The following is a 12,696-nucleotide window of genomic DNA, read 5'->3' as shown; positions in this document are numbered from 1 at the left end:
TAACTAAAGATATTTATGCATTTACATACATTATATAAGACAATATAATATATATATGATTGATTATTAAACTATATTAGTAATATATATAGTGTTTTTTACTCCTGTATATATTTTAGTATTTCAAAATGTTAGAAAGTTGTTGATTCTAAATTCAGCCTGGAGGATACATTACATCGGGCTTTGCTTATTTTTGGCCATACTAAACCGTTTAATCAGGTGGATCAGAAGAATAACGAGAAGCTCAGGAGGACCCATAGAACCTCCATTCTATTCAACCAGAGGGAGCAGGAAGCTATCAAGCTCTATTGCGATAAGTATAAGATCCGTAATAAATCCAAATTTATGCGGGAGGTCATAATGACCGGGATCCTGAAGAAGTTTGATGAGGATTATCCTACTCTGTTCGAATTTGAAAAGCCAAACCTTTTTGTCACCAAATAAAGCTCCTGATCCCGGGGACCGGATAAAAGCTAAGCTTGAAAGCCTGGAACGGTTCAGATAAGTTCCATGGAGTAGATAATCGCCTCCAGCTGCTTTAACTTCACACGCTTCTTTTGGTTGGGATGATACACATATCCATCCACGGTGACTATTCGTCCCCTCTGGGCATCATATACGGAATGACTCACGAAGGGACCTCCCATAAAACCATTTTCCAGGTCCCACAATCCTCTTAATTCGAGCACATCCATATTGTTGTTTTTCAAATCGTATGCAATAGGTTCAAACATGCGGGAGATAACCATATAGGAATTATCTCTCGGGCCTTCCGTGTATTTCGCTGTAAAGCTATTCCGCTTCTCAATAATATTGGCAATATTCAAATCCTCCGGACCATTGGCCGGAAAATCAAATACCTGAATTACCTGGGAGAGGTCGGGCGATTCGATGGATACCGAAGTGTAATCCTCCTTACTGAAATCCATATTATAACCTCTGGGGATCGCCAGACGCACCTGGTGATGACTGGCAATCTCTTTTTGAATTCCCGGATCTTTGGACTCTCTGTAGACATTCATCAGGCGGTTCCGGTCATATTGAACCAGAAATCCTTTGATCTGGTCCTCGTTATCTTCGATCAGTTGTTTCAGTGCTGTGGCAGTGGGTGCTTCAATCTGGACCATGATCTGCGGTTTGGCCCAGATGTTCTCTCTGTACCTGATCCTGGGTTCCAGGCCGGATGAAACAATCGTCAGAATAATGGAGCGATGAAACTGATAAACCCCATCAAAGGAGGATGCAGTAACCTGGATCACATCAAAAAGAGGTTCAGACTGGGGAAGTCCGGGATACTCCTCCTTCAGAATATCCTGAAGCAGCTCTCCTGTTGAATTTTCCCAATTAAACTGGTCCATCACCACGAGTACCTCTCCCGTTCCACCGGTGATATTGGGCATGATCTTTCCTGCCATTCCACCCTGTTGTTTCGCTGTATCGCACGATACACTGATCAACAGGATGATCACAAAGACAAAAAAGTCTGTCCGCACAAGCTGACAGGCCTTATGAATTCCAAGAATTTTACTTCTTACCATCTTTGACTTTCTTAGTGTCCTCTGTATCGTCCACTATGATTTCATCATCGGCATTGTCTGAAGTAGCTTTCTTAAATTCCTGCATTCCCTGTCCCACACCACGCATCAGTTCAGGTATTTTGCGTCCGCCAAAAAGCAGCAGGACAAGCAAAACAATCACTACAATTTGCCAAACTCCTATTGCAAGGGTTATAAAAGCTTCCATCGATCTCTAATATTTATAAGGTTTGTACTACAAAAATAGCAATATAATCGTTCTAATTCCTAAATAATCCAATGATGTCGTTCAGATTTGCATAAAGCAAGAGGCTCAGGAGCAACACCATTCCAACTATCTGTGCATATTCCAAAAACTTATCCCCCGGTTTCCTTCCGGATACTATCTCAAACAGAAGGAACATAACATGCCCGCCATCCAGGGCCGGAATGGGGAGAATATTCATAATGGCCAGGATAATGGAAAGAAATGCGGTCATATTCCAGAACCGTTCCCAGTCCCAGGTGGAAGGGAAGATGCTGCCAATCTTAATAAAGCCTCCAAGCTCTTCATAGGCTTTGGTTTCGGGCCTGAACAGCATCTTAAGCTGTTTCAGGTAACTGCCTGTAATTTCAAAGCCCCGGTTTATCCCCGCTGGAATGGACTGCAAAAATGAATACTTCACCACCACCGGCTCAAAGAAATCATTGTAGAGTTTTCTTGAAAAACCAAAGTATCCGTTCTCATCGGTCGAAACCTGTACCGGAATTGTATCTGTACCGCGTAATACAGTCAGGTCAAAGGTGGTATTTCCCTCCTTCCTGGTTAATTCAACGAATTCATCGTAAAATTGAATGGGAGTACCGTTTACGGCAATGATCCTGTCATCGGGTTTCATGCCCGCCCTGGCCATATTGCCATCCTCAGGGAACCCATCCACCACACAGGGCACCCTGGGTTCCATAACGTACTCCAACTTTAATAATTTAGAGGTCAGCCCCTGGGGAACCTGAAGGTCCATAAGCATTCCATCGCGTTCCACCTGGATCACCCTGGTCTCATTCACCACAATATCATGATGTATGGAGATCCACCGGTCCACCTTTTCCCCATCCAGGGCCAGTATCTTATCCCCGTTCTCCAATCCCAGTTCCTTAAACTCCTCCACAAAAAAGTAGCCATATTCCATGCGGTCAACCGGAACATATTCTTCCCCCCAGCTGAAAAACACCAGGATATAGATAAACAGAGCCAGCAAAAAGTTTACGATCACTCCTCCCAGCATAATCAATAAGCGCTGCCAGGCCTTTTTGGACCTGAACTCATAGGGCTTGGGAGGCTGCTTCATCTGTTCACGGTCCATGGATTCATCAATCATCCCGCTTATCTTCACATAACCACCCAACGGGAGCCATCCGATCCCATATTCCGTATCTCCAATTTTCTTTCTGAACAGGGAAAAACCCGCATCGAAAAAAAGATAAAACTTTTCGACCCTGACTTTAAAAATCCGGGCCAGTGTAAAGTGCCCCAATTCATGAAAGACTATCAGAATCGATAAACTCACCAGTAATTGGGCTATCTTAATAATTACATCCATTCCTGTTATATTTGTTCTTGGGCGACCCGTCTTGCCTGCAGGTCAGAGTTATAATAATCTTCCAGTTCAGGAGCTTTGATAAAGTCCGATCTGTTTAAAGTACTCTCAATAAGATCCGGTATCGCCAGGAAACCAATCTTCTCTTTAAGGAACGCGTCCACCGCCACTTCGTTGGCAGCATTCAGAATGCAAGGCCAGTTCCCTCCCACTTTCAGCGCCTCATAAGAGAGTGCAAGATTACGAAAATTTTTTGTATCAGGGTCCTCAAATGTCAGGCTGGGATAGTTTCTAAAGTCAAATCTTTCAAAATCTGATGAAAACCGTTCCGGATAGCTAAATGCATACTGTATGGGAAGTCTCATATCGGGCAAACCCATCTGAGCCTTGATGGATCCATCCGTAAACTGCACCATGGAGTGAATAATGGATTGTGGATGAACCACCACTTCTATTTTATCAGTACCCATACCAAACAACCACCTGGCCTCAATCACCTCCAGGCCCTTGTTCATCAGTGTGGCCGAATCAATGGTTATTTTGGGCCCCATGCACCAGTTGGGATGACGAAGTGCCTGTTCGGGGGTAACCAGTTCCAATTCCTCTCTTTCCCGTCCCCGGAATGGTCCGCCCGAAGCAGTCAGAATAATCTTTTCAATGCTGTTATACCCCTCTCCGGCCAGACACTGGAAAATAGCTGAATGCTCCGAATCAACCGGGATAATCGTTACCCTTTTGTGCTCTGCCTCCTTCATAATCAACTCTCCCGCTACAACGAGAGTTTCCTTATTGGCCAGGGCAATGCTTTTACCCGCCCTGATCGCTTCGATGGTTGGTTTTAATCCGCTGAATCCCACCATGGCAGTCAATACCATATCCACTGAATCAAAGGAGCTTATCTGTGCGATGGCATCTTCGCCGCAGAACACCTTGATGGGCTGGCTTTCAAGTTCCCTCCGGACTTTATTGTAATGCTGCTCATTTCCGATAACCACCATATTGGGCTGATAACGCAAACTCTGTTCAATTAGCAGGTCCACATTGTTGAAAGCGGTCAGGACCTCCACGGAAAATTTATCAGGGTGTTGCGAAATGACCTCCAGTGCCTGTGTACCTATGGATCCGGTGGAGCCCAGTATAGCAATTCTTTTCTGCATGATTAAAAAACGATATAATCGGCGGGATTCATGGGCACCCCATCATGCCAGAGCTCAAAGTGAAGGTGTGGACCGGTGGTTAGCTCTCCCGAATTACCCACAATAGCGATGGCATCTCCTGCAGAAACTTTCTCACCCACTGCTTTAAAGAGGCTGGCATTGTGCTTGTAGGCAGTCATCAGCTCATGATTGTGCTGAATCTGTATCACATATCCGGTTTCAAGAGTCCACGTCGACATGGTAACCGTACCGTCAAGGGCAGCTTTCACCACCTTGTCTGGTTCTGCCACCAGGTCTACTCCAAAATGGCCGTCGACCGGACTGAACGCGCCGGTGATAATGCCATGGACCGGGGTAAAAAAATGCAACTCGGTGAGGTTCCGGCTCCCCTGCGAATCATCCAGGACGCTCAACCTGAACTGCTCTTCGGCTTGCACCTGTTGCCTGAGTATAGAATCATTGTTAGAACGCCTGAAATTGATTTCCTGGGAATCAACTATCCAGGTGGTGTCATTCATGTATAGCTCGGGAGCGTTGCCCGAAATAATCCTGTTCAGGTTATCAAAATACTGGTCCCTGACAGACTGCTCCTTCTCCAGTGAATCCAGTTTCATGGCATTGGTGCGAATATGCTGACGCATGGCCGCATCAGGATAGCCTGGAATCAGTTCACGAATACTGGTAAAAGCAATCAGGACATAGGTGATGGCAACCAGAAGAAACAGGACAACGCCAACCAGGGCAATCAGGTTCAGCCTGGTCAGTCTCATATTACCCACCTCTTCGAATGTGTCCTCATTCAAAAGGACCACCCGGTACTTATGGATAAGCTTCTGAAACAGCTTCCTTGGTGATTTTTCCGACATGGCACAAAGATAGCACCTTTACTGGAAATCAAACATGGGAAGGATCTCTCTTCTTATATAAGCCTGACCTATTTCCTGCCTGAGGAACCCTTCCCGGACCATTGCTTCATCCTCGTTAACAAAGAGTTCCATATGCACCAGGGTCCACGGCCGGAATTGGTAAAGCGGATTATCAGATTCCATCACATTCAAGGTAATCATGTAATCGGTTAAGCTGGTGGTATAGCCAACGAAAATTTTGTCGTTAGGAAAAGAATAGAGTACGAAAACTTTATAACTCATATGCAGCCCTGGTCTTTAGGTTACTTCAAAATACGTGAAATCCTGAAAAAAGTTTCCTGCCTGCAATTAATATATGACCATAATCTTATTTACAAATTGATTATCAGTCGAATAATACTAAAACTTGAGATGAATCCTCTGGAAAGAACGGATATACGCAACCAGGTCCAGGCGCTCTTCCCCGCTAAGCTGTGGATGCTCTTCTTCTTCATAACCCCATGAAGGCATGGCGGTTCCGGATCTTCCCAGGGTGATAGTGGCCAGCAGGTAGCCATTGGAGGCAGCGCTCAGGAGTTCCTGGTTCTGAAGGGCCGGTGCTTTCAGGCCCTCGCCTGTCTTTCCGTGACAGGCAGCACAGTGCTGTTCAAAGAGAATCGCTCCTTTCGGATGTTGCCCGGGATTACTGCCCTGGTGCACATAGCTTAGTTTACTTTTCGCAGATGAACGCATATGTCCGATGATATTACTGATATCCTGAATTCCCAGTTTCTCCTGATTATACACATCGGCCGACCAGCCAAACATAGCCGTATGGGCGCGCCCCAGGGCAATGGTTTCATACAACATCCGGTCGCTTGCAGCTTCCAGAAAATCCCTGTTTATTATGGAGGGTCCGGTTTCACCCTCGCCGAATTCGCCGTGACAACGAAAACAAAGGAAATGATAACGAAATGCACCCTGCTCCAGATCTGCTTCCGGCAACTCCATATCACCCGTTGAAGGTGTGCTCCTTCTCCAGGATGAAACATAGGAAAGCAGGTCGGCAAGCTGCCCGCCCTCCAGGTTCCACCAGCCCGGCATGGCGGTGTTCCGTCTGCCCCTTAAGAGGGTTTCGGCAATAAAGCGATCGTCGGCCCTGCCAAGAAGTCCATCCTGATTCAGAGCTACGGCCACGCCCCCCTGGCCTTCGTCCCCATGACAGGTCGTGCAATACCTGTCAAACAGTTGCCTGCCCCTTTGACTGTCTTCCCGTTTACCGGTAAGATCCAGGGCACTGCCAGATCCCATCAGCCCTTTCAGATGCACGGTGATTCCATCCAGCTCCTCCGGACTCAGGCCGGAGATTTCTTCTTCCCAGCTACCCATCTGGCGAAGGCTCCGGCCCTTTTCAAGGGTAAAACGGATATATTCCGGGGAGGCGACCCGGAGAAAATCCGGACTCCCAATGGCAGGGATTCCTATTTTAAATTCCTCATAGCCTTTCCCCTCACCGCTTTTACCGTGACAGGCAGAGCAGAAACTGGCGTAGCCGACTTCTCCCTCCAGAGCCTCCCGCTTCCCCTTAAACTCACTAAGGGTGGCCATGGAAAAATAGTCAAAGGAGATATCGGGCCTGGCCAGGCCCATCACAAAGGTTGCCAGAGTTTCCATCTCTTTCTCATCCAAATTGATCCTGAGCATCTGAGATCCGGGCGAAACCATCTCGGGATTCCTGAAATGTTCCTTGAGCCAGTTGGAGATGGTCTGATCCCCCTGGATATTCTGAAAGCTGTACTCATGCTTGGTCTTCTCTCCCTGTTCCGTAAGATCGGGCCCCAGGATACCTCCAACCCCCCTGGCCTGGTGACAACCCAGGCAGCCTTCAGCAGAGAAGATGGTCTTTCCACTTAAAAACTGATCCATCCCGTCCGGCATTCCGGACAAACCGGCTTCAGGACCATCCATGGCCTTATCGTTGAAAATGGCCAGGTGGCATTTTCCACAGGAGGACTGGATATAGGGCTGCTCCAGTAAGGGATAGGGCCAGTGCGTATCGGGATGCTGACCAAAGGCCTCCTCGCGGGAAAGTGCCCCGGGCTGTCCGCCGTGACAGATGGTGCAGCCATACTGTTGTACGGGATGGTCCGCCAGGAAATTGCCCGGGTGAGTGGTATGGGGCTGTGGCTGCTGTTTCATATCCGGATTCTCCAGGCCATGATGACAGGAAACACAGCGGTCGGAACGCTTAAATGCAGGCAGATCAAGCTGGAAAATACCCCGCTCAAAGGCATCAAAGCCTGGTTCTGACTTATCCTCCAGGATAGCCGCATATTCTTTCTGAACCCGCCGCCACTCTTTACTCATACCCTCACTGATCCAAGCAGCAATGAGCAAAAGTAGCAGCAATCCTGCGCCAATCAGCACGAACAACTGTGCCCTGTTTCTGTATCTCTGCTCATCCATCCTCATAACTATAGAAGCGGCCACTGCTCAGGTGACCAGAAAAACTCCCAGTTGGGACCCCTGAACCAGATTCCAATGACCGTGAATATGACCAGTGCCAGGAAGGTGGTGGTAAAAAGCGATAAAGTCCCCATACGTGTGGACTGGCTTCTGTGGCGCGTCAGCTCTGCCACCAGGATGAAAACGCCTCCAGTGATGGTAGCCGGGTTAAACAGCATCACAAACCACTGGGAGATCCCCGGGAACCAGTCGCGCAGCCAGCCAAACCGGATCAATACCATAAGCTGCAGCACAACCAGAACCAAGGCGAACAGAGCCGAACGCCAGACTACCTTCCATCCCTTTTTCCCGGAAAACCAGAGTCCCACATAAGCATCTTCCCGGTCACGGTAGGGTATGGAAATCAGAAACCCCAGGTAAAGCAGGGGGATCAGCAGTCCACCTGCAAAAGCGGAGTAAGAGACCATTTCCTGAATGCCAAGAAAATACCAGGGTGATTTGGCAGGGTTTTCAGGGTAAGATGGATTAGCCTGCTCCAGCAGTGGTGCATCGGCCACCAGGGCAATAAACAAAACAACCAGCACCACCAGCAGGAGGAGCCCCAGTTCGGTCCACATCAGGACCGGCCAGGCGTACCACTTGTTTGTATTGCCCTTATCACCTGCATATTGCAGGGGCCGGCTCAGGCCTCCGTCCTTCCGGATCCTCCAGAAATGAATCCCCAGAAGGATCAGCATGCAAAGAGGCAGGAAAATCACATGCAGGGCAAAAAACCGAGACAGGGCAGCCTGTCCCACTGTTTCACCGCCGATCAGGAGTTTTTTCAAAAACCCACCCGGATCAAAAACATTTGTAATACCCAGCAAGTCGGTAAGTTCCCTGGCCGATGCCGCAATATTGGAACCAATGGTCACCGCCCAGTAGGCCAGCTGATCCCACGGAAGAAGGTAACCGCTGAAATTACTGAGCAGGGTTATCACCAGAAGCACCACCCCGATCACCCAGTTCAGGGAGCGCTTCCCCAGGTAGGAGCCGGTATAGAAAACCCGGAGCATATGCAGAAAAACCACCATGACCATCCCCTGGGATGCCCACCGGTGCATATTCCGTATGATTCGTCCCCCGGGCACTATTTGTACAATATCTTTCACCGATTGATAGGCCGTCTCTACCGAGGGGGTATAATATATCATCAGCACAATCCCCGTAAAAAGCATGATCAGGAACAGAAAACCCAGTATAATCCCCAGACCGAAGGTATAAGTGGGCTTCATGGAGTGTACATGCACCCGGTTTGCATGGATATGCAGGAAAAAATTCCGGTTGATAATCCCTGAAGCTTTGTTGTTCCTTTCCATGGAGCCTGTCAGGAGCTTAAGAATTTATCGCTGGAAGAAACGCTCTTCCCCGGGTCAATCACAATTTTCCCACTGGCGTCCCTGCTTACCCGGTACCAGGCCAGGTTGTGCGGGGCCGGACCAGAGAGCACTTCTCCATCATTGTTATAGCAGGAGCCGTGACAGGGGCATTCGAATCCGTCCATCCCCTTTTCCAGGATACACCCCAGGTGGGTGCAAATGGCCGATACAGCCTTAATCCCTTCATGATCGCGATATACATAGAGATTATGCTCTTCCAGAAATGTAAAGGTGTCAACAGGATATTTCCGGAGATCGTCCAGCACAATACGTCTTTTTTCACCGGCCAGTCTCGGGAAGAATTGCCTGAAATAACTGATGGCTGCCATCACTCCCGAAAGGGTCACCAGACCCAGGGCGGCCTTCCCCATAAAACTCCTTCTTTTCATACCCGGAAGTTAAAACACTAAAATTATATAGATTCTTTTTGAATAGAACGTACATTGGAGTCGATTTCTCTAATTTATATACATTTGAAATTACATCATTTCGAGATATTTAGACATGAAGAAGGTCTGTTGCCCCCGCCTGACCGGAGGTATTTCATTACTATTCATATCCTTTGCAATTTTTTTCAACTGTACGCGTGCGGATCAGCTAGAAAATATGGAACCCCAGGTCCGGAATCTGGAACAAACAGCCAAATACATGGGAAGGGAGAGCTGCAGGGAGTGCCACGAAAAACAATACAATCTCTTCCAGGGTTCCGATCACGATCAGGCCATGGACACAGCCACTGCCGGGACCGTTCTGGGCGATTTTAATAATGTCAGCTACACCCATTTCGGGGTCACCTCCCGTTTCTTTATGTCCGATGGAAAGTACATGGTACATACCGAAGGACCCGGAGGTGAAATGCTCGACTACCAGATTTCCTATGTATTTGGAGTCAGGCCCCTGCAGCAATATCTGATCGAATTTCCGGGAGGACGGTACCAGTGTCTTCCCATCTGCTGGGATACCCGTCCGGAGGATGAGGGAGGACAACGATGGTTCCATATCCACCAGGATGAAGCTATTCGGCCGGACGATATCCTTCACTGGACCCGAATCACCCAGAACTGGAACTACATGTGTGCCGAGTGCCACTCCACCAACCTGCATAAAAACTACTCCTACAGCCAAAAATCCTACAACACTACCTGGTCTGAAATTGATGTATCGTGCGAGGCCTGCCACGGACCGGGCTCGGAACATATCGACTGGGCCGAAAAGGTTGAAGCGGGCAGCAGTCCCGACATTTACCCCGATATGGGACTGGTGGTCCGCCTGAAAGACACCGACAATGCCACCTGGATATTCGATCCCGACTCGGTAAGCGCCCGGCGTTCGGTCGCCAGGCAGTCGGACGAACTGGTTCAGATGTGCTCGAGATGCCATTCCAGAAGATCTGTGGCTACGGAAGACTACTACCATGGCGGGTCCTTGCTGGAAACTCACTGGCCATCTTTGCTGGAGGAGAATCTCTATTTCCCCGACGGACAAATCCTGGATGAGGTCTATGTATATGCCTCTTTCCTGCAGAGTAAAATGTACCAGGCCGGGGTGGTCTGCAAGGATTGCCATGAACCCCACAGCGGCCAGGTATATGTGGATGGGAACGCCCTCTGTTACCGCTGCCATATGGCCACCGAATACGGACCCCGGAAACACCACTTCCACGATCCTGCCAAAGAGGGAGCCAGCTGTTTTGAGTGCCATATGCACGAACGCACCTATATGGTTGTAGATCCGCGTCGCGACCACAGCATCCGTATTCCCCGCCCCGATCTGTCGGACAAGCTGGGCACCCCCAACGCCTGCAACCAGTGCCACCCGGAAAAAAGCACCGGGTGGGCCACCGACTACCTCCGTCAATGGTACGGCCAGGAACTCCTGGACCGGACTCATTACGGGGAAACCTTCTGGGCCGGGCGCCAGCGCTACCCGGAAGCCCAGGAAAAACTGCTAAGACTAGGAGCAGACCAGGATCAAGCCCCCATGATCAGAGCCAATGCCATTTCCCTGCTGAGTGGCTATCCCGATGCGGCCACTGTGACACTGCTCCAGCAGACCATTGTGGATCCCGATCCCCTGATCCGTTATGCCACCATGACCGTGGTTGAATTTGCCGAACCAGAATTAATCCGGGACCTGGCCGTCCCCAGGCTGACCGACAGCGTAAAACTGGTACGACTGATGGCTGCCAACGCCCTGGCTGGGGTGGCCCGTAACCTGATTCCCGGGGAAGCCCTCGCTCAGCTGAATTCAGCTCTGGAAGAGTACAATGCCTCCCTGATGATCAATGCCGATCACCCCACCACCCATCTGAACTTTGGGAACCTCTACCTGAATACCGGCCAGTACGAAAAAGCGGAGGCATCCTACAAGGAGGCCATCGGGATTGAGCCGGGTCTGGTGGGACCCTATATTAACCTGGCTGATCTTTACCGGAGGATGGACCGGGATGAAGAAGGTGCCCGGGTACTGCAAAGTGCCCTGGAAAAATATCCCGACCTGGCCGCCATCCATTATGCGCTGGGACTGCTCAAAGTCAGGCAGGGAGAACATGCCGAAGCGATGATCTACCTGGAAAATGCAAGCAGACACGATCCGGAAGATCCTCACTACCTTTACGTTTATGCCATCGGTCTCAATTCACAACAAGAACCCGAGAAAGCACTGAAAGTCCTCAGGGAAGGAGTAAAAAAACATCCTTACGACCGGAACATCCTCTACAGCCTGACCACCATCTCCATGGAGAACGGAATGCCGGAAGAGGCTTTCAAGTATGCCGAAAAACTGATGGAATATTATCCCGACGATTCCAACTACCAGCAGATCTACGGAATTCTAAAAAATTAAGGATTCTTCATGCAGGTATACGAGTCTTACATCCTCCGAGAAAAAACTCCCTTTGGAGAAGAGTCTCATTAATTTTGAGAATCACCCAAATTCCATTATATTTGCATCCGCTTACCGGGTAAGCAGCGTTCTAAAAAGAAGATTCATTTCTAAGATATATTGCGGGGTGGAGCAGTTGGTAGCTCGTTGGGCTCATAACCCAAAGGTCGTAGGTTCAAGTCCTACCCCCGCTACTAAGCAGGACAACCCACCGTTTTCGGTGGGTTTTTCTTTTTTATCACCTTCTGTATTCCTTATAAATACACGCTTTGCACTAAACAGGGCATTTACTTTTGAAGTTCGATATTTGATAGCTGTTTTAAAAAGAAAAAGCATGGCCACATAGTGGCATAATGTGTATTAGTCTAAAATTCAATTATATACAATAAAAGTAGGCTATAGTTTAATTTTGCGTTGTTGATTTGATCAATTCTTCATACCCTTGAGCAATCAGCTTGTACCTGTTGCGTGCTGTAGTATCTTCAAGGGATTTATTGGTAAATTCTTTTAGAAAATCCTTTGACTCCTTCAACTTTTCTTTGGCCTTGAACCAGTTTAGATATTTTTGAAGGTATTTTGTGGAAACGCCTCCAAATTGGTACTCTAGCCATTTCTTTAGCCTGCTGTCAATTGAATTTACATGTTGTACGTGATACACTTTTTGTTTGACAAACTGCTTTAAATCCGCGCGTATGGCATGGTGTTCAATCTCATTATCAATTGCGAACCCCTTGTAACTAGTGTCTCAAAGAAAACACCTGTTTTTTCAATTTCTGTTTAACCAGCTCTTTTTCTTCATGCTCCAGAAGATCCAA

At 48.3% G+C, this 12,696-nt stretch carries 11 protein-coding genes, 1 tRNA gene and 1 pseudogene; 3 read left to right on the top strand and 10 right to left on the bottom strand.

Features of this window, described 5'->3' with window-relative positions; all coding sequences use genetic code 11:
* Window positions 1–219: 219 nt before the first annotated feature.
* Window positions 220–444, top strand: coding sequence for a hypothetical protein (locus P1P86_07040; GenBank protein MDF1574933.1), 225 nt, complete (start codon window positions 220–222; stop codon window positions 442–444).
* Between the two features lie 53 nt (window positions 445–497).
* Here the strand turns inward: P1P86_07040 and P1P86_07035 are convergent, their stop codons facing one another.
* The 9 genes from P1P86_07035 to P1P86_06995 form a co-directional block, all read right to left on the bottom strand.
* Complete coding sequence (locus tag P1P86_07035; GenBank protein ID MDF1574932.1) at window positions 498–1,538, bottom strand: DUF4837 family protein; 1,041 nt, start codon at window positions 1,536–1,538, stop codon at window positions 498–500.
* Complete coding sequence (tatA, locus tag P1P86_07030) at window positions 1,525–1,743, bottom strand: twin-arginine translocase TatA/TatE family subunit (GenBank protein ID MDF1574931.1); 219 nt, start codon at window positions 1,741–1,743, stop codon at window positions 1,525–1,527. The genes P1P86_07035 and tatA overlap by 14 nt, the downstream gene beginning before the upstream one ends.
* 52 nt (window positions 1,744–1,795) lie before the next feature.
* Complete coding sequence (gene rseP / locus P1P86_07025) at window positions 1,796–3,115, bottom strand: RIP metalloprotease RseP (protein MDF1574930.1); 1,320 nt, start codon at window positions 3,113–3,115, stop codon at window positions 1,796–1,798.
* 5 nt (window positions 3,116–3,120) lie between these two features.
* On the bottom strand, window positions 3,121–4,269 hold the full coding sequence (locus tag P1P86_07020; protein MDF1574929.1) for a 1-deoxy-D-xylulose-5-phosphate reductoisomerase: 1,149 nt from the start codon (window positions 4,267–4,269) through the stop codon (window positions 3,121–3,123).
* A gap of 2 nt (window positions 4,270–4,271) precedes the next feature.
* Entirely contained in the window at window positions 4,272–5,135 is an 864-nt protein-coding gene (locus P1P86_07015; protein ID MDF1574928.1) for a M23 family metallopeptidase, read from the bottom strand.
* An 18-nt stretch (window positions 5,136–5,153) separates the two neighbouring features.
* The gene (locus P1P86_07010) at window positions 5,154–5,417 is read right to left on the bottom strand and encodes a hypothetical protein (protein MDF1574927.1); all 264 of its coding nucleotides are present in this window, start codon (window positions 5,415–5,417) and stop codon (window positions 5,154–5,156) included.
* A gap of 117 nt (window positions 5,418–5,534) precedes the next feature.
* Window positions 5,535–7,580, bottom strand: a complete 2,046-nt coding sequence (locus tag P1P86_07005; GenBank protein ID MDF1574926.1) for a c-type cytochrome — start codon at window positions 7,578–7,580, stop codon at window positions 5,535–5,537.
* Window positions 7,581–7,588: 8 nt separating this feature from the next.
* Entirely contained in the window at window positions 7,589–8,938 is a 1,350-nt protein-coding gene (locus P1P86_07000) for a cytochrome b N-terminal domain-containing protein (GenBank protein MDF1574925.1), read from the bottom strand.
* Between the two features lie 8 nt (window positions 8,939–8,946).
* Window positions 8,947–9,387, bottom strand: coding sequence for a ubiquinol-cytochrome c reductase iron-sulfur subunit (locus P1P86_06995; protein MDF1574924.1), 441 nt, complete (start codon window positions 9,385–9,387; stop codon window positions 8,947–8,949).
* Between the two features lie 217 nt (window positions 9,388–9,604).
* Between P1P86_06995 and P1P86_06990 the strand changes: the two genes are divergently transcribed.
* Window positions 9,605–11,842 carry a tetratricopeptide repeat protein gene (locus P1P86_06990; GenBank protein MDF1574923.1) on the top strand — a complete coding sequence of 746 codons (2,238 nt, stop codon included), beginning with the start codon at window positions 9,605–9,607 and terminating at the stop codon, window positions 11,840–11,842.
* 160 nt (window positions 11,843–12,002) lie between these two features.
* Window positions 12,003–12,075: transfer RNA gene (locus P1P86_06985), tRNA-Met, on the top strand.
* A gap of 350 nt (window positions 12,076–12,425) precedes the next feature.
* Here the strand turns inward: P1P86_06985 and P1P86_06980 are convergent.
* Window positions 12,426–12,560: pseudogene (locus P1P86_06980) on the bottom strand (IS1595 family transposase).
* Window positions 12,561–12,696: the final 136 nt, after the last annotated feature.

The sequence above is a fragment of the Bacteroidales bacterium genome, from assembly GCA_029210725.1.
Lineage (GTDB): Bacteria > Bacteroidota > Bacteroidia > Bacteroidales.
Note: the sequence above shows the minus strand (reverse complement) of the source record. Positions and strands in the feature narration are given on the sequence as shown.